The sequence below is a fragment of the Agromyces sp. CCNWLW203 genome, assembly GCF_036576125.1.
Lineage (GTDB): Bacteria > Actinomycetota > Actinomycetes > Actinomycetales > Microbacteriaceae > Agromyces.
The window spans coordinates 37105-59868 of sequence record NZ_JAZHYX010000001.1 but is presented as its reverse complement, the minus strand read 5'-3'; the positions used below and the strand labels follow the sequence as shown (position 1 = coordinate 59868).

The following is a 22764-nucleotide window of genomic DNA, read 5'->3' as shown; positions in this document are numbered from 1 at the left end:
GCGGGCCGAGTCTAGGTGGGCCTTCCTGAGTCAGGGCTTGGAGGACTTCAGCATGTAGCCGAATCCGCGCTTGGTCTGGATCAGCGGCTCCGCGGAGTGCTGGTCGAGCTTGCGGCGGAGGTAGGAGATGTAACTCTCCACGATGCCGGCGTCGCCGTTGAAGTCGTACTCCCACACGTGGTCGAGGATCTGCGCCTTCGACAGCACCCGGTTGGGGTTCAGCATGAGGTAGCGCAGGAGCTTGAACTCGGTGGGGGAGAGCTCGACGGGCACGTCGCCCACGAGCACCTCGTGCGTGTCCTGGTCCATCGTGAGCTCGCCGGTGCGGATCACGGCGTCTTCTTCGGCGTGCATCGTGCGGCGCAGAATCGCCTTGATGCGTGCCACGATCTCGTCGAGGCTGAACGGCTTCGTGACGTAGTCGTCGCCGCCGACGGTGAGGCCCGTGATCTTGTCCTCCGTGTCGTCCTTCGCGGTGAGGAAGAGGATCGGCGCGGTGTAGCCGGCTGAGCGCAGTCGCTTCGTGACGCCGAACCCGTTCATGTCGGGCAGCATGACGTCGAGGATGATGAGGTCGGGCTCCTCCTCGAGCACCGCGGAGATGGTCTGCGCGCCGTTGCCGACCGCGCGCACCGCGAAGCCCGCGAACCGCAGGCTCGTGGTGAGAAGGTCACGGATGTTGGGCTCGTCGTCGACGATGAGAATGCGTGGTCCGTCGCTCATGTGATGATTCTCTGCGCATCGGCTGGAACTTTCCTGAACATTCTTCGAGGGTCGCCGATCCGGTGTGTCGGATGTCGCGGCCGTCCGCCGCTCCCGAGCGGGCGTGGAAGACTCGCAGCATGGCGATTCGTACCTCGATGATCCGGCGCATCGGCCCCCGCGAGTTCGACTTCTCGCGCGAGGTCGCCGTGATGGCGATCGTCAATCGCACGCCCGATTCCTTCTACGACCGCGGCCGCACCGAGGCGCTCGACGCCGCGGTCGCCGCCGCGACCGCGGCGATCGAGCAGGGCGCCGACTGGATCGACATCGGCGGTGCGAAGTTCGCACCGGGCCCCGCGATCCCCGCCGACGAGGAGATCGAGCGCGTGGTGCCCGTGATCACCGCGCTCGCCGGGTCGGGCGCCGTCATCTCGGTCGACACCTTCCTCCCCGAGGTCGCTCGCGCGGCGATCGCCGCGGGAGCGCACGTGATCAACGACACGACCGGCATCCACGACCCGGGCATGGCCGACGTCGTCGCAGAGACCGGGGCGACGATCGTCGTCACGCACAGCCTCGCGAAACCCCGTACGCCGTATCCCTCTCCGCGCTACGGCGACGTCGTCGCCGAGGTCTCGGCATTCCTCGCGGAGCGCGTCGCCCTTGCGGAGTCGCGAGGCGTGGCATCCGATCGCATCGTCGTCGACCCGGGCCACGACCTCAACAAGCACACCCTGCACTCGCTCGAGCTGACCCGCCGGCTCGGCGAGATCGCGGCGCTCGGCTACCCGACCCTGGTCGCCCTCTCGAACAAGGACTTCGTGGGCGAGAGCCTCGGCCGACCGCGGGAGCAGCGCATCGAGGGCTCGATCGCCGCCGCCGTCTACTGCGTCATGCAGGGCGCGCGCATCGTGCGCGTGCACAACGTGCGCGAGACCGTCGATGCGATGCGCATGGTCGAGGCGATCGAGGGATGGCGCGAGCCCGTCTTCCTGGAGCACAACCAGTGAGCGCCGCGACTCCGATCGCCGCCCCCGACCGCGACGCGCTGCTGGCGGCCTATGGCCTTCCCGACCGCGAGACGCACCGGGTGCGTATGAACTTCGTCGCGAGCCTCGACGGCGCGGCCACGCTCGACGGCCGTAGCGGCGGCCTCGGCGACGCGAGCGACCGGCTCGCCATGCAGGTGCTGCGCACGCTCGCCGACGTCGTGCTCGTCGGCGCGGGCACGGTGCGCGTCGAGGGCTACGGGGGTGTCGCAGTCAGTGAAGCGGATGCCGCGTGGCGCGTCGCCCACGGCCTGCCCGAGCAGCCTCGGCTGGCGGTGGTCTCCTCGGCGCTCGCGCTCGACCCCTCGGCGGCGTTCTTCACCGCCGCCGTGACGCGGCCGATCGTCGTGACGCACGCCGGTGCGCCCGAGGCGCGTCGGGAGGCGCTCGAGCCAGTCGCCGACGTCATCGTCGTGGGTGAGCACGCGGTCGACGTGCGCGCGATGCTCGACGTGCTCGCCGTGCGCGGGCTCCGACAGGTGCTCTGCGAGGGCGGGCCGCACCTCTTCGGCACGCTGCTCGAGGCCGACCTCGTCGACGAGCTCTGCCTCTCGCTGAGCCCCATGCTCGTCGGCGGCGACGCAGGGCGCATCGTGCGCGGCGCGGCCGAGCTCGAGCGCGGCATGCACCTCGTGCATGCGATGCCTGCGGGAGATCTCGTGCTGCTGCGGTATGCGCGCGGCTGAACGCGAGGTCTACGCAGCCTCGAGCGAGTGGGCGTCGAGGATCGTGTAGCTGTAGCCCTGCTCGGCGAGGAAGCGCTGGCGGTTCTGCGCGAAGTCCTGGTCGACCGTGTCACGCGAGACGAGCGTGTAGAAGTTCGCGCTGAGGCCCGACTCCTTCGGCCGCAGAAGACGTCCGAGTCGCTGCGCCTCCTCCTGACGGGAGCCGAATGAACCCGAGACCTGGATCGCGACCGTCGCCTCGGGCAGGTCGACGGAGAAGTTCGCGACCTTCGAGACGACGAGCACGGGCGTGCGGCCGTCGCGGAACTCCTGGAACAGCCGTTCGCGCTCGTCGACGGGCGTCGCGCCGGTCAGCTGGGGGGCGCCGAGCGCCTCGGCGAGCTCGTCGATCTGGTCGAGGTACTGCCCGATCACGAGGATGCGCTCGCCGGCGTGCTTGGCCACGAGCTCCTTGACCACGCCGAGCTTCGCCGGCGCGGTCGCCGCGAGACGGTAGCGTTCGTCGTCGGCGGATGCCGCGTACGTCAGTCGCTCGGACTGCGGCAGGTCGATGCGCACCTCGTAGCACGCGGCCGGGGAGATGAAGCCCTGCGCCTCGATCTCCTTCCACGGCGCGTCGAAGCGCTTCGGCCCGATGAGGCTGAAGACGTCGCCCTCGCGGCCGTCCTCCCGGACGAGCGTGGCCGTGAGGCCGAGGCGGCGACGGGCCTGCAGTTCGGCGGTGAGCTTGAACACGGGCGCCGGCAGCAGGTGCACCTCGTCGTAGACCACGAGGCCCCAGTCGAGCGCGTCGAGGAGCGCGAGGTGGGCGTACTCGCCCTTCCGCTTCGCGGTGAGGATCTGGTAGGTCGCGATCGTGACGGGCTTGACCTCCTTCACCTGCCCCGAGTACTCGCCGATCTCGTCGGCGGTGAGGGTCGTGCGGCGCAGCAGCTCGTCGCGCCATTGGCGTGCGGAGACCGTGTTCGTCACGAGGATCAGCGTCGTGGTCTTCGCCGTCGCCATCGCGCCGGCGCCGACGAGCGTCTTGCCCGCGCCGCAGGGCAGCACGACGACGCCCGAGCCGCCGTCGAAGAAGTTGTCGATCGCCTGCTGCTGGTAGCCGCGCAGGTGCCAGCCCGCCTCTTCGAGATCGATCGGATGCGGCGTGCCGGGCGTGTACCCGGCGAGGTCCTCGGCGGGCCAGCCGAGCTTGACGAGCTCCTGCTTGAGGGCGCCCCGCGCCCAGGCCTCGACGAGGAAGCTCCGGTCGTCGAGGCGCTCGGTGAGCAGCGGCGCGATGCGCTTGGCCGATGCCACCTCGGTGAGCACGGCGATGTCGTCGCTGTGCAGGCGCAGTGCCCCGTCATCGGTGCGGTCGACGACGAGGCGGCCGTAGCGGCCGACGGTCTCGCGCATGTCGACGGCGACGGTCTGCGGCACCGGGAACTTCGCGTAGCGCTCGAGCGTCGAGAGCATGTCGTCGGCGTCGTGGCCGGCGGCGCGCGCGTTCCAGAGTCCGAGCCGCGTGATGCGGTACGTGTGCATGTGCTCGGGCGCCCGCTCGAGCTCGGCGAACACGGCGAGGTCGTGGCGCGCGTCTTCGGCGAGCGGGTGCGCGACCTCGAGGAGGACGGTTCGGTCGCTCTGCACGATGAGTGGGCCGTCTGACATAGCGGTCGAGTCTACGCCCGGTTCATGAGAGGTCGTCCGTGTCGGCTGGAACCCGCGGGAGTCAGGCCCCGGCGGGAGCCGGTGAGACCGCCGCGATCGCCGACAGCGGCAGCGTGCGCTCGATGTCGGCCTTGCGGTCGCGTGCGCGAAGACGCCCGTTGGCGACGCTCGCGGGCGCCAGCAGGTAGTCGGCGGTGTCGCCGCCGGGCATGCGCACCGTGACCGTGAGGGTCTCCTTCGAGCGCGCAGCGGCCTCGAGCTGCCTGGCGAGCCAGGCCTGTTCGGTCGCCCCTTCTTCGCCCTCGGCGAGCACGACGTCGAGGAGCGTCTCGATCGGGTCGGCTTTCGGTGCCGGTTCGGGGGATGCGGCGAGGTGATGCCGGCTCAGCCGGATGATGTTGCCCGAGGCGTCTTCGGCGGCGACCGGGTAGCGCGCGTCGGAGAGCGCCCAGAACACGACCTCGGGCCCGAAGCGCGAGAGCAGCCGGTGGGGGCCCGCCTGCCGCAGGCCGATCGAGACGAGCGACTGGTCGACCGCGAGGGTGCGCACGAGCTGCTCGTCGTCGGAGCGCACGCTCGCCCGCGCCGGGGCATCCGCGGGGTCGGCGAGCGAGACCCGGAGCGAGCCGAATCTCGCCGCGGCTTCGGCGACGAGGTAGGAGAGCGGCTGCGGAATGCCGGTGAGCGAGAGACCGCGGAGGAATTCGAGGATCGACTCGGCCGTCTCGCCGGCGGCGAGTCCGCGATTGACGGATGCCGCGCTGACGCGGTAGGTCGAGGCGAGGTCGCGGCCCTCCACGTCGGCGAATCCGCGGAGGCGCGCGTCGAGCGACGGCTCGAGCGGGCCCGGCGAGACGATCGAGAGGTCGTGCTGCAGGTAGACCTGTTCGACCTGGGCCGGGAAGTACGCTGCCAGCCGCGCCGCGGCCTGGTCGAGGTCGCCCGCGAGCACGAGGAGGGCGGTCGGCGCGGGCTCGCCCGCCACCGCGAGACCGAGCGCCTCGGCCTCTCCGATGAGGCGTTCGAGTCCCTCGTCGATCCAGCGCCCCCCGGCCGGATAGAACCAGCGCACGTCGTCGCCGAGCGTGCTCGCGGTGAGCGACTCGCTGCGACGGGCGACGAGTTCGCGCAGCGCCTCGGGGATGCGGTCGCGCCAGCACTGGGCGAGGCGCAGCCACCGGCCGCTGGTCGACTCGAGCGACCACGCGGCACCGCGTTCCGATTCGAGCCAATACGCGCCTTCGCGCACCACGAGCCCGGCCTCATCGGCCCGGTGGAAGAGCCGGGGCAGCGCGTCGAGCGCGATGCCGCTCGCCTCGGCGAGTCGCTTGGAGTCGGGCAGCGCGAGGCCGCCCTTCGCGAGCTCGCGGGCGGGCTGCGTGCCGAGGGCTGCGAGCACCTCGGCCGTCGCGGCGACGGTGGCATAGGCGGTCTCGGCGGCGCGGCGGTCGATCAGCGTGCGGTCGACGTCGTCGCCCGACACGAGCACCGGCGGCGCGGGCGTCGCGAGCTCGGACGCGGGCGGCAGCTCGGCGCCGAGGCGCGGAGCGACCCTCGAGACGACGGCGGCGGGCACGTGCACACGGTCGCCGATGCGCACCACGAGCATGAGCCCGCTCAGTTCGTCGAGCAGCGAGCTCGCGGCATCCGACAATTCAGCGGATGCCGCGTACCCCACGAGCGCGTCGCGAACGCCGTCGACCGTCGTGTCGCCGTCGGCGACGAGTTCGACGGCCGCGGCGAGCACGGCGAGGTGGCGCCGATCGAGCCGGCCGACGGCGTGGTCGATCGAGTCGGGCGTGAGCACCGCCTCGGCGAGGTCGAAGAGGTCACGGACCCCCGACGGATCGAACTCGCGCGAATGCAGCGCTGCGGCGAGGGCCTCTCGCGACAGCCCGCGGAGTCGTGCGGCGAGCTCGAGCATCGTCTCCGCTCAGCTCGATCCGGATCGTGCGGCTCGGCCCCGCCGGATGCCGTTGACGATGAGGAGTGCGATGAGCAGCACGAAGGCGATCGGAAGCCCGAACCAGGGCAGCATCGTGACGACCGCCCAGATGCCCGAGCCCATCTCGCCGACGGCGACGCCCGACATGGTGCCGATCATCACGGCGAAGAAGCAGACGATGGAGAGACCGACGATGGCGGCGAACATGTACGCGAGGACGCGTTCGGCGCGATTGTCGGTGATGGGGCCGGAATCGCTCACCCCTTCAGAATAGGCCAGACGACCCGCTCACGGGTGTCCCGGCAATAGACTGGGCAGAGGACGGCGCTGTGGTTTCAGCGCGCCTGCAGACATGAGCGAGGTTCACACGATGCCCACCGGCAAGGTCAAGTTCTACGACGAGGAAAAGGGATTCGGCTTCATCAGCTCCGATGACGGCCAGGAGGTCTTCCTCCACGCATCCGCACTTCCCGCCGGCGCGACCGTCAAGGCGGGCAGCCGACTCGAGTTCGGTGTCGCCGAGGGCAAGCGCGGCGCGCAGGCGCTGTCGGTGCGGGTGCTCGACACCCCGGTGAGCCTCACCAAGATCAACCGCAAGCCCGCCGACGACATGGCGATCATCGTCGAAGACGTCGTCAAGGTGCTCGACGGCATCGGCGCCGACCTTCGCCGGGGCCGCTACCCCGAGAAGTCCAAGGCGCGCACGGTCGCCGCGGTGCTGCGCAAGGTGGCAGACGATCTCGATGCCTGAGTCGATCGAACCCGAGCAGGCTGGGGCCGAGCAGGCTGAGGCCGAGTCGGTCGAGCCCGAGGCCGCGGAGGCCGACGCGCCCGCCGAGACCGCGTCCGCCGAGACCGTGCCCGAGGTCGCCGAGACCGAGCCGGTCGTCGTCGTCGCCGACGAGGTGCTCCTGGCATCGGTCGACCTCGCGCGCCGCGCGCTGCTCGAGGTCACGGCCCCCGAGACGGTCGGATCCGTCGTCGGTCACCTCGTCGAGGGCGAGCACGTGCTGACGCTGCTGTTCGCGTCCGACCTCAGCGGGTACCCGGGCTGGCACTGGAGCGTGACCCTGTCGCGGTTCGACGACACCGCGGAGCCGACGGTGCTCGAGACCGAGCTCATGCCCGGCGAGACCGCGCTGCTCGCGCCCGACTGGGTGCCGTGGTCGGAGCGGCTGGCCGACTACCGGGCCGCGCAAGAGGCCATCGCCGCCGCCGGTGGCCACGATGACGACGACACGGACGAGAGCGACGACGCCGACACTCTTGACGACGAGCTCGATGGCGACGAACTCGACGATGATGACGACGACGATCACGGCGACGACGATGTCGACGAGGAGTTCGACGGCATCGACATCGACGCGCTCGGAGCGGAACACGACGCCGACGACCATTCGGACGACGACGACGATGATTCGGGCGACGATGACGAGTCAGACGAGGACGAGTCAGACGAGGACGAGTCTGACGACGACGACGACGAAGATGACGAGTCCGACGACGACGAGACCGACGGTCAGTCGGCCGAGCGCTCCGGCGACTGATCGGCGCGCCGCCGGATCACCTGCACGACGGCGAGGCCGATGAGGCCGAGCACGACGCCGGTGATCGCGGCGCCCGTGAACCAGCCGAGCCCCGCCGACTCGAGGGGTGCCCGGAACACGAGGCACGCGACGAGGGCGATGCCCCAGCCGACCGTGCCCGCGAGCACGGCCTTCCGGCCGTCGGCCCGCGCGGGTGCAGGGTCGGGGCGCCGTTCATCGTCGCTGAGCCAGAGCCGCATCGGGGCTCAGCCGATCTGCGAGAGCACGTAGTCGATCGAGGCCGTGAGCGCTCGCACGTCGTCGGGCTCGATCGCGGTGAAGGTCGCGACGCGCAGCTGGTTGCGGCCGAGCTTGCGGTAGGGCTCCGTGTCGACGATGCCGTTCTCGCGGAGCACCGAGGCGAGCGCCGCGGCATCCGTCGACTCGTCGAAGTCGATCGTGACGACCACCTGCGAGCGGTGCGCGGGGTCGGCGACGAACGGGGTCGCGATCGAGGTGCGCTCGGCCCAGTCGTAGAGCGCCGACGAGGACTCGCGTGTGCGGGCGTCTGCCCAGGCGAGGCCGCCCGAGGCGTTCATCCACTCGAGCTGGTTCTCGAGCAGCAGCAGGGTCGCGAGGGCCGGGGTGTTCAGCGTCTGGTTCAGTCGCGAATTGTCGACCGCGTTCTTCAGCGACAGGAACTCGGGGATGTACCGGCCGCTCGCGGCGACGCGCTCGACGCGATCGATCGCCGCGGGGGAGAGGAGCGCGAACCAGATGCCGCCGTCGGAGGCGAAGTTCTTCTGCGGCGCGAAGTAGTAGACGTCGAACTGCGAGGCATCGACCTGGATGCCGCCCGCAGCGCTCGTGGCATCGATGACGGTCAGCGCGCCCTCGTCGCCGGCGACCCGGGTCACCGGCGCCATCACGCCCGTCGAGGTCTCGTTCTGCGGCCAGGCGTACACGTCGACGCCCGCGAGCGCCGACGGCTCGGCTCGGGAGCCGGGCTCGGCCTTCCGCACGTCGGGAGCCTGCAGCCACGGCGCCGCCGCAGCCGCCGCGAACTTCGCGCCGAACTCGCCGAACGAGGCGAGCTGCGCGCGCTGCTCGATCAGGCCGAACGCCGCGGCATCCCAGAACGCGGTCGAACCGCCGTTGCCGAGCACGACCTCGTAGCCGTCGGGAAGGGAGAAGAGATCGGAGAGACCGGAGCGTACGCGGCCGACGAGTTGCTTGACCGGCGCCTGCCGGTGCGAGGTGCCGAGCACCGACGGGCCGACCGCGGCGAGGTGGGCGAGCTGCTCGGGGCGCACCTTCGAGGGGCCGCATCCGAAGCGTCCGTCGGCGGGCAGCAGGTCACTGGGAATCACGATGCTCGGCATGGGTCGAGTCTAGCGACGGGGTGCCGCCCGGTAGGCTGGACGACGGGCTGTGACAACGGGAGGATGGCGCGTGACCGACTTGATCGACACCACGGAGATGTATCTCCGAACGATCCTCGATCTCGAGGAGGAGAACATCGTGCCGCTTCGCGCACGCATCTCCGAACGACTCGGTCACTCCGGGCCGACCGTCTCGCAGACGGTCGCCCGCATGGAGCGCGACGGGCTCGTCGTGGTCTCCGGCGATCGGCACCTCGAGCTCACCCCCGACGGCCGTTCCAAGGCCGTGCACGTCATGCGCAAGCACCGTCTCGCCGAGCGGCTCCTCTCCGACGTCATCGGACTCGAGTGGGAGTTCGTGCACGACGAGGCATGCCGCTGGGAGCACGTGATGAGCGAGCAGGTCGAGCGCCGTCTCATCGAGATCCTCGGCGGCCCCCGCGAATCGCCCTACGGCAACCCGATCCCCGGGCTCGAAGAGCTGGGCCTCCCGCCGGCCGATGCCTTCATGGAGGGCGTCGTCAATCTCGTCGAAGCCGTCGAGGCGAGCGACGAGCCCGTTCGCGGTGTGCTGCGGCGGCTCGGCGAGCCCGTGCAGTTCGATCCCGAACTCCTCAGCCAGATGAAGCAGGCCGGCGTCATGCCCGGCGCCATGGCCACCTTCAGTCGTGCAGGCGGCTACGTGCTCGTCGTGGTCGACGGCGCCGAGGGCGGCCTCGAACTGCCGACCGAGGTCGCCGGTCACCTCTTCATCGCCCGCTGAGCTTCATCCCTCGCTGAGTGAAGACGGCTGATCCGATTGCCGAAAGCCCTGATCAGCGGCACGCCGTGATCAGAATGTGACATTCGGGCCCTCCTCGCGTAGTCTCTTTCGAGTCCGCCGGCAAGAAGCCAGTCGGAGGACCAGGGTCGAGACGCCTCCCAAGCCCACCGCTCGATCAAGTACCCGTAAGCGCCCTCGTGCGCATCCGGTGGGGTGACATCCGATGTCGTGGGGCGACGGAGGTACACATTTTGGCTCGATTCTCACGGCGGCGTCTCACCAGAAACCCCGCCCGCGGAGCTGCGACGAAGGCGATCATCGCCGCGAAAGCACCCGTTTCCCCCACTTCCCCCCAGCCTGATGCCGCGGCCCGCGTCGCGTCGACGCTGCCGTCGACGCGTCGACTCCGCCGCGGCCCGCTCGCGAACGTGGTCGTGATGGCGATCTCGGCCGGCATCGTCGGCACGCTCGCGATCCCCGCGTACGCGTTCGCGCCGGGCTCGACCGGTCCGCAGTTCGGGCAGACCGACGCGACGAAGCTCACGAAGGCGCAGGCGCAATCGGTCGAGGTGACCGACGACGTCATCGCCGCCCCGGTCACGACCGACGGCTACGCCGCCGTCTCGGGCGCCGAGATCCAGGCCGCCGCCGAAGCCGCCGCGCAGGCCGAAGCGGCGCGAGTCGCCGCGGAGCAGGCGATGACGTCGTACGCTGCGTCGTACTCGGGCCCGTCGGTCGGCGACTTCCTCGCCAATCCGCCGTACCCGAACTTCGACCTCGCGAGCGTCTACAATGTCGCCACGCAGTACATCGGCGTGCCCTACGTCTACGGCGGCGCCACGCCCGCCGGGTTCGACTGCTCGGGCTTCGTGATGTACGTCTACGCGCAGTTCGGTGTCGGCATGCCCCACTCGTCCGCAGGTCAGGGCGCCATGGGCACCCGCATCTCCGAAGCCGACGCCCAGCCCGGCGACCTCGTCATCATGCCGGGCCACGACGGGTTCTACGCCGGCAACGGCATGATCCTGCACGCGCCCTACGAAGGCGCATCCGTTCGGGTGCAGCCCATCTGGACGAGCGACTACTACATCGTGCGCATCGGCATCTGACCGATGAACAACGCGTGTCAGCACGCGTGAATGGCGCGCCGGAAGTTCCCGGCGCGCCATTCGTGTTCTAACCTGAGATCCTGACGATCCGAGAAACCGGGCAGGGGAAGCCGATGGTGAAGTCGTGCAGCATCCATTCCACGGATGCGCGCGCGCTCTTCGACCAACGGCGCAGCAGTCGAACGAGCACGAACCGGGCCGAGGCCCCGACGGGCACTGTCATCACGACGGTGCCCGTTCTCTGTTTTCAGGGGTCTTCGCGCCACGGCACGCCGGCGTTGCCCGCCACCACCCGACGTCCTCTCGGACCGCCGATCCGTTCACGCGGCTGGAAGCCATCCAGCACCGATCGAAAGGCACTCCATGCGCACCCTCGTGCTCAACGCGGGCTATGAACCGCTCGCCGTCGTCTCCTTCAAGCGGGCGCTGCTCCTCGTCATGAACCACAAGGCCACCGTGATCGAGCACGACGCGGGCAATCCCGTCTGCGCCGCGAACGGGTCGTGGCAGCGGCCGAGCGTCATCCTGCTCACCCGGTACGTGCGCGCGCCGCGCGTCAATCAGGCGCCGGTGAGCCGGCGAGGGGTGCTCCGACGCGACGACCACGCATGCGCCTACTGCGCTCGCCCTGCGGCGACGATCGATCACGTGCTGCCCCGTTCGCGAGGCGGTCGTGACACGTGGGAGAACCTCGTCGCCTGCTGCCTGCGCTGCAACAACACCAAGAGCGACCGCACGCCGGCCGAGATGGGCTGGGAGCTCCGGTTCACGCCGGGGCGGCCGAATGGGCGCAACTGGGTGGCGCGCGGGTTCGAGCGGCCGTTGCCGCAGTGGGACGAGTACCTCGTGACGGCGGCCTGACCGGGTCGCCCCGCGGGCAGCGAATCCTTCCGTCAGGGGGGCCGCGGGTCTACGCTGCCGAACGGGAGCACATTTCGGCTCCGCTGGTGCGGAAGTGCAGGAGGATCCGAATGTCCGATTCGCCATCTCTCGCCGAGGTGTTCCGGCATCCGTCACGCTCGGCTGAGGCCAAGGAGTCGTCGGCTCTGCTCGTGGGCGCGGCCGCCTTCGTGATCGGGGCGCTCGTGGGCCTGTTCGTCTTCTGGGATCAGGACGTGCCGATCGCGGGCCGGGGATCGATCGGCATCTTCGCCGCGGTCGGCGGTGCCGTCGCCGCCATCGCCGCGTTCGTGTTCGGCTGCGCGGTGCGGCGATCGCGCGCACGTACGGCGCCGGGGTATCGTCAGCGCCTGCACTGGTTCGACGTCGCGGCGCTGGCGCTGGCGCTCGGCGTGATCGCGCTCCTCGCGTGGACCGGACTGGCGTCGCTGCTCAGCCAGAGTTTCGTCGGCGCCCTGGTGTACGGGTTCCCGGCGGCCGTCCTCGGCGGCGTCGCCTTGGCGCTCTCCGCCTACATGGCGTATCTGTCGGCCGTGAACCTGACGCCCATGCTGCTGTCGCTCGTGCTCGCCATGTTCCTCGCCGTCGGGGCGCTCGCAAGCATGCTGAGCGCGACCGACCCGCTCTGGTGGCAGAAGAACCTCAGCACGCTGGGCATCAGCGACGACATCTCGGCGCTGGCGTTCAACCTCACGCTCATCATCGCCGGCGTGATGGTCACGACCATCGCGCACTACGCGACGGCCTTCCTGCCGGCCGACAGCGCCGCTGAACGGCGGGGCCGGAACCTCGTGCGACTCGGTCTGGTCGTCATCGGGATCCTGCTCGCCTGCGTCGGCATCTTCCCGGTCGACGAGTACCTCGGCGTCCACAACCTCTCGGCCACGGGGATGGCGATCGTGTACGTGGCGATGGTGCTGAGCCTGCCTGCACTGCTTCCGACGATGCCGAAGGTGTTCGTCGTGCTCGGGTTCGTCTACGTCGGCGTCATCGTGGTGCTCGCCGCCTTCTTCGTCAGCGGGTACTACAACCTCACCGCCGTCGAACTGATCGTCGCCGTGCTGGTGTTCAGCTGGGTCATCCTGTTCCTGCGCAACACCGGTGCGGTCGAGCAGAGTGCCGACGACCGGCGGCCTTCCGCCGAGGGCGGCCCGGTCGTGACAAAGACGGAGGCTGTGCCCTAAGGTGAAACGAGTTCGGCGACCCCGAGGTTGCCGGCACCCGAGAAGCCACTCCGTTCCCGGGCTGCACTGCGGCCCCTGAGCGGTGCCCGGAGGTCCAACTGTTGAACGGTGACGAGACGAACGACGCATCGGAGCGCCCCCGCGCCTCGCGTCGATCGGCCGACCGAGGTCGAGCGCGACGAAGCGCCCCAACAGAGCGACGACGCTCCAGGCGATCGAAGGGTCGAGCGGATGCCGCGGCATCCGTCATCGCAGAACCGGCTATCTCCGCACGCGACGCGAGCGGGGCGGACGTCGCCGCGGCCGTTGCTCGCGCGCCCCGCGCGCCGCGCACGCCGACTCGTCGCAACGGACCCCTCCGCGTCTTCTCGACGATGCTCGTCGTACCGGCGATCGTCGGCACGGTGGCGCTGCCTGCCTACGCGTTCATGCCGGGCGGCGAGACGTTCGGGGCATCCGGAGCCTTCAGCCTCTCGAAGGCCGAGGCGCAAGACGTCGATGTCTCCTCGCTCGTGAGCGGTGCCCCGCTGTCGACCGAGGCGTACGAGGTCGTGACCAAGGCCGATATCGAAGCCGCTGCCCTCGACCAGGAGGCGAGAGACAAGGCTGCATGGGCCGCGAACCTCGCTTCACGCGGTTCGGGCAGCTACGCCGTCTACACGGTCAAGGCCGAGGGCGACGACTACCCCTGGTGGGACCAGACGCCCGACGACTACGGCGGAGGCCTGTCGCCGCTTCGGTACTACTACCGCGAATGCGTCGACTTCGTGGCGTGGCGCATGAACCGCGACGCCGGCGTCACGAGCGCTCCGTGGAAGTGGGACTGGTCGAACCTCGCCTCGGGCAGCGCATACGCGTGGGCCGACGAGTGGGCGAGCAACGGATGGCCCACCTCGAGCGAGCCGGTCATCGGCGCGGTCGCGTGGTTCCCGTACAACCACGTCGCCTACGTGCAGTCGATCAACGCCGACGGCAGCGTGAACATCGAGGAGTACAACCAGAACTCCGATCACTCGTACCACCGCCGCACGATCCCGGCGGGGTCGGCGCTGTACCTCTACCCGCCGGGCTGAGCCGTTACACCCGCGCCAGGCAGGCGGGGGCAGGCGTCTCGACGACGCCGACGACGTTCGTCGGGATGCCGGCGGCGTCGAGTGCGATGACGGCGATCGAGTCGGAGCCCTGATCGGCGACGAGTGCGAACCGCTCGTCGTGCGTCAGCTCGAGGTCGCGCGGGTGACGGCCGCCCGTCGGGATCGTCGCGACGAGCTCGAGCGTGCGGGCCTCCGGGTCGAAGCGCAGGCCGCGCAGGGCATCAGCGTCGCGATCGCCGATGAGCACGATGCCGCCCCGCGTCAGCCGGATCGCCGAGCAGCCGACGCCGCGCGGTTCGACGTCGTCGCCGATCGGGAACCACGCGATCTCGCGCCCCTCGACGAGGTCGATGATGCTCGCCGTGCGGTCGAGCTCGTTCGCGGTGATCGCCAGGTCGCCGGCGATCACGAGGTGGCGGGGGCCCGCGCCGGCATGCATCACGATGTCACGGCGGTCATCGTGGTCGAACGCTGCAGGAAGCGCGTCGAGCGCGAGCACCCGCACCCGGTCGGAGCCGAGGTCGGGCACGAGCAGTTGGTCGCGAGCGGAGTCGACGACGGCCTGATGCGGATGCGACGACTCCTGGCGCTCCGGGTTCGCGCCGGTGCCGGTGAAGTCGGCGCTGAGGGCGACGTCGGCCGGGGCGTCCGGGGCCGCATGATGCACCGAGACCCGCGCGCCCGAGTAGTTCGCCGTGAAGATCAGGCCGCCGGCCTCGTCGAAGGCGAGGTGGCACGGGTCGGCTGCCCCGGTGGCACCGCGGAGGCCGAACGGTGCGAGCGTCTCGCCCTCGACGGTCCACGTCGAGACCTCGCCCTCGGTGAGCTCGTGCACGACGCCGAGCACGCCGGTGGCGGGGGAGACCGCGAGGAACATGGGGTTCGGGCCGACGTCGATGGGCTCGCCGAGCGTCGCACCGCCGTCGGCCGAGATGTCGAGCGAGCGGATGCCGCGCGCCGCCGTGCCGATCACGCCCTTCGTCGACGCGCCCACCCAGAACCTCGTGCCCGTCGCCTCGCCCATGCCGCCCCGTTCTGCGGCTCTGCCGCTGTTCGTCGACGCTCGCGCGCCGCAGAACACGCTACCGCGCTGCGTGCGAGCTGCAGGCCCGGAGTGTGTTCGGCTTGTCGGTGGCGGGAGCTAGCTTCTCCGCATGGACCATGACTCGCTCGCGGCGCTCTGCGATGAGGGGCTCACACAACGAGCGATCGCCGAACGTCTCGGGGTCTCCCATGCGACCGTGAGATATTGGCTCTCCCGCCATGGACTGCGCACGAATGGCCGAACACCGGCGAAGCCGTGGGACCCGCGACTTTTCGTCATCGCGTGCGGCGCTTCGTCGACGGTCGCTGAGGTACTCGACCGCATCGGCGCTTCGAAGTACAGCGGCAACTATCGGAGGGCAGCTGTCATGGCCGAACGGCTCGGGGTAGTCCTCCCCGTTGCGAAGAAGGGCGATTGGCGAGCGCGGGTCGTCGCACCACGACTGGACGACGATCAGGTGCGTGCCCGTTTCCGCCGCACGGACATACCGCATGACAACAAGCTGCTGAAGCGGTGGATGACGACTCGGCTCGGAATCGCGAACATCTGCACGTCCTGCACCCTCGGTCCTGAGTGGAACGGGCGACCCTTGACGCTCGAGCTCGACCACGTCGACGGCGATCGTCTCAACAACGAACTCACGAACCTGCGCCTGCTCTGTCCCAACTGCCATGCGCAGACCGAGACCAGCAATCGCAGGAAGTAGACTTCTACGGCCGCCCCCGTAACTCAGGGGATAGAGTGCCGACCTCCTAAGTCGGAAGCGCAGGTTCGAATCCTGCCGGGGGCACCGTATGACCGAAGCTCCCTACGGGAGGTTCGTCGCAGCGGCGATGACGTCTTCCTCCCGGCGCAGTGACTCGATTCCGGCGCGAGCCGTCGCCGCGTGAACGTTCGTGAGCTCTGCGGCGACGATCTGAACGTTGCGTGCGACGAGCGGCAATGCGGCGTGACGGATCGTCGCGGCGACCTCGTCGATGAATCCCGGCAGGCAGCGGGCGACTTCGCCGCTGAGGACGATGACCTCGGGGTCGATGAGGTGGCAGGTGTTGACGAGGACCCGGCCGAGGATCGTGGCGGCGCGGGTCGTGATGGCCGTCGTCTCGGGGTCGCCCTGTTGGGCGAGTGCGCAGAGCCCGGCCCAGTCCGTTGCCTGTCCCGTGGCGGTCTCGTAGTCGCGGAGCATCGCGGGGATCGAGGCGTACTGCATGAGGCAGCCCGCGTTGCCGCAGGTGCAGAGCGGGCCGTTCCAGTCGTACACGGTGTGACCGAGCTCGCCCGAGCCGCCCCTCGCCCCGGACTGGATGACGCCGCCGGTGACGTGGGCCGAGGTGACGCCGTAGCTGAGCTCGGCGTACAGCATGTCGGCGTGCGCTCGACCAGCGCCCCACAGGGACTCGGCGAGCCCTTCCAGCCGTGCGGTGTTCTGGAGGTAGAGCGGCACGCTGAAGCGGGTCTCGAAGTACTCCTTCGGGTTCACCCCGTACCAACGGCTCGACGCGCGCTGGGCGTACACGTCTCCGGTCCTCGCATCCATCTGGGTGTCGACCGCGAGATGCAGGGCGCGAAGCGCCGTGCGCGGCAGGTCGCTCTCGGCCAGCAGCCGATCGACGAGGTCGGCACCGGCGGCGATCCGTTCCGACGCCGAAATTCCGGGAACACCGGAAAGTGTGAAGCTGCTTAACAGTCGGCCATCAAGTCGGGCAAGCGTGACCGTGCAGGCGTCGACGAGGAACATCACGGAGGCCAGCACGCCCAGCCGGGGCGCCGTCCCGATGAGGTTCTTGAGCGCGCGCGGTTCGTGGTCGGGCTCCTCGATCCATCCGTCGTCGCCCAGTTGGTTCGTCAGGTTGGTGATCGTGGCACGGGAAACGTCAAGGGTGCGCGCGAGGTCCGCGCGGTAGGCGGGCCCGTCGACCATCAACGCACGCAGGAGTCGTTGCGCGTTCGGGGTGAGCATCGTCATGGGCCACTCCTTCGCGCCGACCGGGGGATCGTCTCCGAGCTGAGCGGGCGGCGCCATGTAACGGTTTGGATGGAAACTGTTCAGTAACTTGACACTATCAAATCGACGTTGCATTCTGAAGCACAGCTCACACCCTCAATGCCGAGACCATACCCACGCTCCCAGCGGCCGTGAGCGCAACGGGGCACGATTCCATCGGAGTGATCATGAAACTACGCAACATCCTGGCGGGTGCCGCGGGCGCGGTGAAGGGATGACCGCGGATGCACTGCCCGGCGTCGGCGTCGGGCCCGTCGAGGGACGCGAGCCGCGGTTCGCGTGGCGCGGCCTGCTGATCGACTCCGCGAGAACCCGGTTCCCGGTGCCCGTCATCAAGCAGGTCATCGCGCTCGCGGCGCGCTACGGCTTCAACCGCCTGCACTGGCACCTGACCGACGACCAGGGCTGGCGGTTCGAGGTTCCCGGCTACCCGCGCCTGACCGAGGTCGGCGCCCACCTGCCGCGCGGCGAGTTCGGCGACTACGACTCGCTCCTCGGCGACACGAGGGCACGCGCGATCGTCGAGGCCGCCGAGAACTGGACGAACGGGTACTACACCGACGACGAGATCGGCGACGTCGTGGCGCACGCGGCCGCTCACGGCATCGTCATCGTGCCGGAAGTGGACGTGCCGGGCCACATGATGGCCGCGATCACGGCCTACCCCGAACTCGGCCGACCCGCCGGCCTCCCGCTTCCCGCCGGGTCCATGCGCGAACACATGTGGTGGCCCGCACGCAACGATCTGCTCTGGCCGAACGACGCGTCCCGCGAGTTCGTCGCGGCGGTCATGCGGCGCATCGCGCAACTGTTTCCCGGGCCCTATGTGCACATCGGCGGCGATGAGTGCGTCTACCTGCAGTGGTCATCCGACCCGGGCATCGGGGATCGGCTCGCGGAGCGCGGCCTGACCCGGGTCGAGGGCCTGCAGGCCTGGTTCATGGATGAGGCCGCCGCCGCATTGCGTGGCAGCGGCAAGTCCGTCGCGGTCTGGGACGAGGCGTGCGAGATCTGGGATGCGGACGACGTCCTCGTCGTCGCGTGGGACGAGGAGCGCGGCATGGACCGCATCTCGCGGGCCACGCAGCAGTTCGTGTTCGCCGACGCGCGCACCCTGTACCTGAACCGCGTCGACCCGAACGGCGCAGACGACCAGAAGGGGATGCTCCCCGGCATCTCCGTCGCCGACATCCTGACCGCCCCATGGGAGCTGACGGGCGACGATCGCTGCATCGGAATCCAGGCGTGCGTCTGGTCGGAGTTCGTGCTCGACGGCGCGGACCTGCTGTCGATGCTGGCGCCGCGGCTGCTGGCGGTCGCCGAACGCATCTGGAACCCCGACGTCGACGCGGCGGAGGCCGGCGAGCGGATCAGGCTCGAGTACGAGATCCTGAAGGCCTCCGGGGCGCTCGACGTGCCCCTGGTGAGCGGGCTCGCCGCGTCCTGAGCGAGGGCTGGGATCAGCCGCCGATGAGGCCCCGGATGTCGTCGGCGGTGAGGGTCTCGCTGAAGAGCTCGCCGTCGTCCATGAGCGAGGAGACGAGCTTCGCCTTGCGGGCCTTCAGCGCCATGACCTTCTCCTCGATCGTGCCCTCGGCGACCATGCGGTAGACGTTCACGGGCTTGGACTGACCGATGCGGTGGGCGCGGTCGACGGCCTGCGCCTCGCTCGCGGGGTTCCACCACGGGTCGAGGAGGAACACGTAGTCGGCCTCGGTGAGGTTCAGGCCGAAGCCGCCGGCCTTCAGGCTGATCAGGAAGACGGGTGCGTCGCCCTCGCGGAACTTCGCGATGACGTCGCCGCGGCGGGTGGTCGACCCGTCGAGGTACGCGTACGGCACGCCGGCGGCCTCGAGTCGCGCGGCCGCGATCTGCAGGAACGACGTGAACTGGCTGAACACGAGGGCCCGGTGCCCCTCGGCGACCACTTCGTCGAGCTGGTCGAAGAGGGCGTCGAGCTTCGCCGACGGCACCTCGGCGTACTGCTCGGAGTCGATGAGCGCCGCGTGCAGGCTCAGCATGCGAAGGAGCGTCAGCGAACGGAACACCGTGAACCGGTTGCGGTCGAGGTCGTCGATGAGGCCGAGCAGCTTCTGCCGCTCGAGCTGCAGGAACGCGTCGTAGACCCGCTGGTGCTCGGGGTCGAGCTGCACGGTCAGCACCTGCTCCTGCTTCGGCGGCAGTTCGGGCGCGACGACGTCCTTCGTACGGCGCAGCATGAACGGCCGGATGCGGCGGCGCAGGGTCGCGAGGCGCTCGGCGTTGTGGTCGTTCTCGATCGGCCGGGCGAAGCGCTCGGCGAAGCCGCGGGCCGAGGGGAAGAGCCCGGGCGCGACGACCTTCAACAGCGCCCACAGCTCCATCAGATTGTTCTCGACGGGCGTGCCGGTGACGGCGAGGCGGAACGGCGCACGGATGTCGCGGGCCGCCGCATTCGCCTTCGACGAGTGGTTCTTCACGAACTGCGCCTCGTCGAGCACGAGCCCGGCCCAGTCCAGGCCGGCGAACTCGGGGGCGTCGAGGCGCAGGATCGCGTAGCTCGTCACGACGATGTCGGCGCGCGCCGCGACATCCGCGAGTCGTGTGCCGCTGGCCGCCCTCGTGGCGGTCACCGTCTCGACGCGGAGGCCGGGCACGAATCGAGCGGCCTCGGCCGCCCAGTTCGAGACGACCGAGGTCGGCGCGACGACGAGGAACGGGCGCCGCTCGCCCTCGGCCGTGGTCTCATGGGCATGCGCGATGAGCGCGAGGGTCTGCGCGGTCTTGCCGAGGCCCATGTCGTCGGCGAGGATGCCGCCGAGCCCGTGCCGGTGCAGGAACGCGAGCCAGCGGAACCCGGCGAGCTGGTACGGCCGCAGCTCCATCGCGAGCCCGGCGGGCGGGGCGATCTCGTCGACCCCGTCGGCCGCGCGCAGTCCGGCGACCGTCTCGCGCCAGGCCTGGGCCGTCTCCGACTGATCGGCGAGGTCCTCGAACTCCGCCCAGAGGCTCGTCTGGTAGCGGCTGATCGTGAGGCCGGCCTCCCACTCTCGGAGCGACCCGGCCTCCTCGATGAGCTCCCGCAGCGGGTCGAACACGGGCTGCTTCAGCGAGAGGTAGCTGCCGTCGACCATCAGGAGCTTCGCGCGCCCCTTCGCGAGCGCGCTGAACAGCGGCCCGAACGGCACCTTCCTGCCCTCGACCGTGACGACCACGCCGAGGTCGAACCAGTCGGTGCGATCGCTCTCGACCGTCGTGACGGTGAGCGTCGGAGCCTCGACGAGCTCGCGGTACGCGGGCGGATCGCCGATGACGTCGACCCTCAGGCGCTCGAGCTCCTGCAGTCGCGGCAGCAGCCTCGCCGTGAACTCGGCGCTCGCGAGCCCGCGCAGCTCGGCCTCGGGCCGAAGCCTCGGCTCGGATCCCAGAGCGACCGCCGGCAGCCCGGCGGGGTCGTCGGCGAGCAGCAGGGCAGCGGATGTCGCGACCAGCCGCTCCCGCTCGGGATCGTGGAACTCGGCGTCGGGGGCGTCGAGGGCGAACCTGCGGCCGCCGTCGGCCTCCCATCGCCACTCGAGGCGCACGACGTGGTTCGGCTCGTGGTGCACCGTGACCACGAGCGTCGCGGGCGGCAACTCGGGCAGCGTGAAGCTGCCGTCGCCGCTCGCGAGTCGCAGCGATCGCGCGAGCGGCGCATACTGCTCCTCGATGAAGGCCGGCACGTCTGCGGCGGGCACGACGACGGGCGAGCGTCGTCGCACCGCGGCCCGGCCGGCCGTGGTGAGCGGCGCGGCGAGCGGAGCGAGGGTGATCGTGCCCTCGGCGAAGTCGAAGGCGTAGACGCCGTGATCGCCGATGAGGCGCACGAGCTCGGTCGGGTAGCTGCGGCCGCCGACGGTGACCGACGGGCTGAGCACGAGGTCGGTGCCGGCGGCGCCGGAACCGGGCTCGTCAGTTTCGGCATCCGGCGAGGCGTCCGATGAGACCTCCGTCGCTGCTGCGACAGCCGCAGCCTCAGCGCCCACGACGGGCGATGCAGTCGCCTGCCGCGCGTCGAGTCCGATCACTGCGGGCTTCGCGACGTCGACGACCGTGCGGGCCGTGCCGCCGACGAGCGCGATGCCGAGTCGCGGTGCCGCCTCGAGCAGCGCCCACAGCGTGCGGCTCTCGTACTCGTCGAGCGAGATCCACGCCGAGCCGTACTCAGCGAACGCGGAGTGACGCGTGCCCTTCAGGAGCGAGAACTCGGCGAACCATCGCGCCTGCGCGGGGTCGAACCCGCCCGCCCGGCCCTGGAATCCGACGTTCTGCCACGTGAGGCTGCCCTTGATCCAGCCGCCGCGGGTGCCGCGGGTCACCGGGCGAACGGCGAGACGGTCGACGGATGCCGCGGACGACGCGGGCTCGTCGCGAGCCGTCTGGCGGGCGCTCGCCTTGCGCGACACCCGCTCGCGCAGCTCGAACTGGAGTGCCAGCGGCTGACGGATCGCCGAGTCATCCGCCGGCCCGTCGGAACCGTGTGCGGTGCCCGCGAGCGCCGCGAGCTCGCCGCGCCATCCGCTCGCCGCCGCGCTCGCAGCATCGCGGGCCTCGTCGCCGGCGGACTCCGCCTGCTCGAGCCTGTGGCGCTCGGCCGAGGCGATCAGGGTTGCCGCGACGTGCTTGCAGTTGCGCCCGACCGGGCACGTGCACGAGCCCGCGAGGATCGTCGCCCGCCCCGGCATGCCGAGGTCGAGCTTCACGGTCGAGCGGTACGGCTCGGGTGCCGTGCCGCGCACGTCGGCGCTCAGCCGGAAGTGGGCGGGATCCCATTGCAGCGCGACGACGGCCCCGGCGCGTTCGGCCGTTCGGCCGCGACTCAGGTTCAGCGGACCGACGAACCTCGCGATCGCGAGCTCCTCCACGAACGGGTACGTGTCGACGGGCATCCTTCAATCGTCGCACCCCGCGGGCGTGCGAATGCACACGGCGCCTCGCGTGCGGGGCCGGCGCGCGGCATCCGACCGCTCAGTCGGCGTTGCGGCCAGCCGGATGCGAGGCAGCCGATGCACGGATCGCCGCGATGCGCCGGGCCGCCCAGCGCCCGCTGAGCGGACCGACCACGATCAGGAGCGCCCAGGTGTACCGCGCCCAATCGGTGCCCACGAGGTAGGCGACCGGGATCGAGGCGAGGAAGACGACGGGTGTCGTGAGCGTGTCGATGAACTTCACCGTGTCGGCACGCCGGGGAAGCGGATCGCGGAGCACGCCGTCTCGACGTGCGACGAAGAACACCGCCGACTGGGCGAGCACCGCGGCGCTGATGTTCAGCGCGTAGACCGCCACGGTGAGCGGCTCGTCGGCCAGCTCGGCGTCGCTGGCGCCCTGCGTCGAGAACGGGATGAGCACGACGAAGGCGATCGCCACGAGGTTCGTCGTGATGACCGCCGGCGTGATCGCGCTGAAGCCGGCGACGATGCGGTGGTTGGTGCGCCAGAACACGGCGATCACGGTGAAGCTGATGCCGAACCCGAGCAGCTGCCAGCCGAGCCCGCTCGCGAGCAGCGTCGAGGGGCTCTGCCACGCGGATGCCTCGGGCGGATCGATGTTCACGACGAGGAGGGTGAGGGCGATCGCGTAGACCGCGTCGAGGAACGCGAAGGTGCGCGAGAACTCGACGCTCTCGCGCTCGTAGCGGTGCGCCGCGCCGGTCGCCGTGCCGGTTTCGGTGCCGGGCCCCGTGCCCACGTCTCGCGCCAC

At 70.3% G+C, this 22764-nt stretch carries 21 protein-coding genes and 1 tRNA gene; 12 read left to right on the top strand and 10 right to left on the bottom strand.

What is annotated here, in order from left to right:
* Positions 1–30: 30 nt before the first annotated feature.
* The gene (locus tag VPH61_RS00285) at positions 31–723 is read right to left on the bottom strand and encodes a response regulator transcription factor (protein ID WP_022894322.1); all 693 of its coding nucleotides are present in this window, start codon (positions 721–723) and stop codon (positions 31–33) included.
* Positions 724–842: 119 nt separating this feature from the next.
* Between VPH61_RS00285 and folP the strand changes: the two genes are divergently transcribed.
* Both folP and VPH61_RS00275 read left to right on the top strand, forming a co-directional pair.
* A complete protein-coding gene (folP, locus tag VPH61_RS00280) occupies positions 843–1715 on the top strand; it encodes a dihydropteroate synthase (RefSeq protein WP_332061516.1) in 873 nt (290 codons plus the stop codon).
* Complete coding sequence (locus VPH61_RS00275; RefSeq protein WP_332061515.1) at positions 1712–2440, top strand: pyrimidine reductase family protein; 729 nt, start codon at positions 1712–1714, stop codon at positions 2438–2440. The genes folP and VPH61_RS00275 overlap by 4 nt, the downstream gene beginning before the upstream one ends.
* 9 nt (positions 2441–2449) lie before the next feature.
* Here the strand turns inward: VPH61_RS00275 and VPH61_RS00270 are convergent, their stop codons facing one another.
* The 3 genes from VPH61_RS00270 to VPH61_RS00260 form a co-directional block, all read right to left on the bottom strand.
* On the bottom strand, positions 2450–4093 hold the full coding sequence (locus VPH61_RS00270; RefSeq protein WP_332061514.1) for a DNA repair helicase XPB: 1644 nt from the start codon (positions 4091–4093) through the stop codon (positions 2450–2452).
* 61 nt (positions 4094–4154) lie between these two features.
* Positions 4155–6017: a helicase-associated domain-containing protein gene (locus VPH61_RS00265; RefSeq protein WP_332061513.1), complete on the bottom strand. Its 1863-nt coding sequence runs from the start codon at positions 6015–6017 to the stop codon at positions 4155–4157.
* Between the two features lie 9 nt (positions 6018–6026).
* Positions 6027–6299 carry a multidrug ABC transporter ATPase gene (locus VPH61_RS00260; protein WP_332061512.1) on the bottom strand — a complete coding sequence of 91 codons (273 nt, stop codon included), beginning with the start codon at positions 6297–6299 and terminating at the stop codon, positions 6027–6029.
* Between the two features lie 109 nt (positions 6300–6408).
* Here VPH61_RS00260 and VPH61_RS00255 point away from each other — a divergent pair, with 109 nt between their 5' ends.
* Complete coding sequence (locus VPH61_RS00255) at positions 6409–6789, top strand: cold-shock protein (protein ID WP_056656630.1); 381 nt, start codon at positions 6409–6411, stop codon at positions 6787–6789.
* On the top strand, positions 6782–7585 hold the full coding sequence (locus tag VPH61_RS00250) for a DUF3027 domain-containing protein (protein WP_332061511.1): 804 nt from the start codon (positions 6782–6784) through the stop codon (positions 7583–7585). The genes VPH61_RS00255 and VPH61_RS00250 overlap by 8 nt, the downstream gene beginning before the upstream one ends.
* Here VPH61_RS00250 and VPH61_RS00245 read toward each other — a convergent pair.
* Both VPH61_RS00245 and serC read right to left on the bottom strand, forming a co-directional pair.
* Positions 7558–7824 carry a DUF2530 domain-containing protein gene (locus VPH61_RS00245; protein WP_332061510.1) on the bottom strand — a complete coding sequence of 89 codons (267 nt, stop codon included), beginning with the start codon at positions 7822–7824 and terminating at the stop codon, positions 7558–7560. The genes VPH61_RS00250 and VPH61_RS00245 overlap by 28 nt on opposite strands.
* A 6-nt stretch (positions 7825–7830) precedes the next feature.
* The gene (serC, locus tag VPH61_RS00240; RefSeq protein WP_332061509.1) at positions 7831–8946 is read right to left on the bottom strand and encodes a phosphoserine transaminase; all 1116 of its coding nucleotides are present in this window, start codon (positions 8944–8946) and stop codon (positions 7831–7833) included.
* Positions 8947–9016: 70 nt separating this feature from the next.
* Between serC and VPH61_RS00235 the strand changes: the two genes are divergently transcribed.
* The 5 genes from VPH61_RS00235 (at position 9017) to VPH61_RS00215 (ending at position 13975) form a co-directional block, all read left to right on the top strand.
* On the top strand, positions 9017–9709 hold the full coding sequence (locus VPH61_RS00235; RefSeq protein WP_332061508.1) for a metal-dependent transcriptional regulator: 693 nt from the start codon (positions 9017–9019) through the stop codon (positions 9707–9709).
* 437 nt (positions 9710–10146) lie between these two features.
* Positions 10147–10818: a C40 family peptidase gene (locus VPH61_RS00230; RefSeq protein WP_332061507.1), complete on the top strand. Its 672-nt coding sequence runs from the start codon at positions 10147–10149 to the stop codon at positions 10816–10818.
* A 363-nt stretch (positions 10819–11181) separates the two neighbouring features.
* Positions 11182–11679 (top strand): HNH endonuclease, encoded by a 498-nt coding sequence (locus VPH61_RS00225; protein WP_332061506.1) that lies wholly within the window; start codon positions 11182–11184, stop codon positions 11677–11679.
* A 110-nt stretch (positions 11680–11789) separates the two neighbouring features.
* Positions 11790–12902 (top strand): DUF998 domain-containing protein, encoded by a 1113-nt coding sequence (locus tag VPH61_RS00220; RefSeq protein WP_332061505.1) that lies wholly within the window; start codon positions 11790–11792, stop codon positions 12900–12902.
* A 374-nt stretch (positions 12903–13276) separates the two neighbouring features.
* The gene (locus tag VPH61_RS00215) at positions 13277–13975 is read left to right on the top strand and encodes a CHAP domain-containing protein (protein WP_332061504.1); all 699 of its coding nucleotides are present in this window, start codon (positions 13277–13279) and stop codon (positions 13973–13975) included.
* A gap of 4 nt (positions 13976–13979) precedes the next feature.
* Here the strand turns inward: VPH61_RS00215 and VPH61_RS00210 are convergent, their stop codons facing one another.
* A complete protein-coding gene (locus tag VPH61_RS00210) occupies positions 13980–15020 on the bottom strand; it encodes a lactonase family protein (RefSeq protein ID WP_332061503.1) in 1041 nt (346 codons plus the stop codon).
* A gap of 130 nt (positions 15021–15150) precedes the next feature.
* Here VPH61_RS00210 and VPH61_RS00205 point away from each other — a divergent pair, with 130 nt between their 5' ends.
* Positions 15151–15747 carry a helix-turn-helix domain-containing protein gene (locus VPH61_RS00205; RefSeq protein ID WP_332061502.1) on the top strand — a complete coding sequence of 199 codons (597 nt, stop codon included), beginning with the start codon at positions 15151–15153 and terminating at the stop codon, positions 15745–15747.
* A 12-nt stretch (positions 15748–15759) separates the two neighbouring features.
* Positions 15760–15831, top strand: a tRNA-Arg gene (locus VPH61_RS00200).
* Between the two features lie 18 nt (positions 15832–15849).
* Here VPH61_RS00200 and VPH61_RS00195 read toward each other — a convergent pair.
* Positions 15850–17007 carry an ROK family protein gene (locus VPH61_RS00195; RefSeq protein WP_332061501.1) on the bottom strand — a complete coding sequence of 386 codons (1158 nt, stop codon included), beginning with the start codon at positions 17005–17007 and terminating at the stop codon, positions 15850–15852.
* 253 nt (positions 17008–17260) lie between these two features.
* On the opposite strand from VPH61_RS00195, the gene VPH61_RS00190 reads away from it, so the two are divergent.
* The gene (locus VPH61_RS00190; protein ID WP_332061500.1) at positions 17261–18493 is read left to right on the top strand and encodes a family 20 glycosylhydrolase; all 1233 of its coding nucleotides are present in this window, start codon (positions 17261–17263) and stop codon (positions 18491–18493) included.
* Between the two features lie 13 nt (positions 18494–18506).
* Here the strand turns inward: VPH61_RS00190 and VPH61_RS00185 are convergent, their stop codons facing one another.
* The gene (locus VPH61_RS00185; RefSeq protein WP_332061499.1) at positions 18507–21953 is read right to left on the bottom strand and encodes a DEAD/DEAH box helicase; all 3447 of its coding nucleotides are present in this window, start codon (positions 21951–21953) and stop codon (positions 18507–18509) included.
* Positions 21954–22032: 79 nt separating this feature from the next.
* Complete coding sequence (locus tag VPH61_RS00180; RefSeq protein ID WP_332061498.1) at positions 22033–22764, bottom strand: TMEM175 family protein; 732 nt, start codon at positions 22762–22764, stop codon at positions 22033–22035.

Excerpts from the sequence above, each read along its gene's own strand:
- VPH61_RS00285 (WP_022894322.1), bottom strand. The coding sequence starts at position 723 with ATGAGCGACGGACCACGCATTCTCATCGTCGACGACGAGCCCAACATC.
- folP (WP_332061516.1), top strand. The coding sequence starts at position 843 with ATGGCGATTCGTACCTCGATGATCCGGCGCATCGGCCCCCGCGAGTTC.
- VPH61_RS00270 (WP_332061514.1), bottom strand. The coding sequence starts at position 4,093 with ATGTCAGACGGCCCACTCATCGTGCAGAGCGACCGAACCGTCCTCCTC.
- VPH61_RS00265 (WP_332061513.1), bottom strand. The coding sequence starts at position 6,017 with ATGCTCGAGCTCGCCGCACGACTCCGCGGGCTGTCGCGAGAGGCCCTC.
- VPH61_RS00255 (WP_056656630.1), top strand. The coding sequence starts at position 6,409 with ATGCCCACCGGCAAGGTCAAGTTCTACGACGAGGAAAAGGGATTCGGC.
- VPH61_RS00250 (WP_332061511.1), top strand. The coding sequence starts at position 6,782 with ATGCCTGAGTCGATCGAACCCGAGCAGGCTGGGGCCGAGCAGGCTGAG.
- VPH61_RS00245 (WP_332061510.1), bottom strand. The coding sequence starts at position 7,824 with ATGCGGCTCTGGCTCAGCGACGATGAACGGCGCCCCGACCCTGCACCC.
- serC (WP_332061509.1), bottom strand. The coding sequence starts at position 8,946 with ATGCCGAGCATCGTGATTCCCAGTGACCTGCTGCCCGCCGACGGACGC.
- VPH61_RS00230 (WP_332061507.1), top strand. The coding sequence starts at position 10,147 with ATGGCGATCTCGGCCGGCATCGTCGGCACGCTCGCGATCCCCGCGTAC.
- VPH61_RS00225 (WP_332061506.1), top strand. The coding sequence starts at position 11,182 with ATGCGCACCCTCGTGCTCAACGCGGGCTATGAACCGCTCGCCGTCGTC.
- VPH61_RS00220 (WP_332061505.1), top strand. The coding sequence starts at position 11,790 with ATGTCCGATTCGCCATCTCTCGCCGAGGTGTTCCGGCATCCGTCACGC.
- VPH61_RS00215 (WP_332061504.1), top strand. The coding sequence starts at position 13,277 with ATGCTCGTCGTACCGGCGATCGTCGGCACGGTGGCGCTGCCTGCCTAC.
- VPH61_RS00210 (WP_332061503.1), bottom strand. The coding sequence starts at position 15,020 with ATGGGCGAGGCGACGGGCACGAGGTTCTGGGTGGGCGCGTCGACGAAG.
- VPH61_RS00205 (WP_332061502.1), top strand. The coding sequence starts at position 15,151 with ATGGACCATGACTCGCTCGCGGCGCTCTGCGATGAGGGGCTCACACAA.
- VPH61_RS00195 (WP_332061501.1), bottom strand. The coding sequence starts at position 17,007 with ATGACGATGCTCACCCCGAACGCGCAACGACTCCTGCGTGCGTTGATG.
- VPH61_RS00190 (WP_332061500.1), top strand. The coding sequence starts at position 17,261 with ATGACCGCGGATGCACTGCCCGGCGTCGGCGTCGGGCCCGTCGAGGGA.
- VPH61_RS00185 (WP_332061499.1), bottom strand. The coding sequence starts at position 21,953 with ATGCCCGTCGACACGTACCCGTTCGTGGAGGAGCTCGCGATCGCGAGG.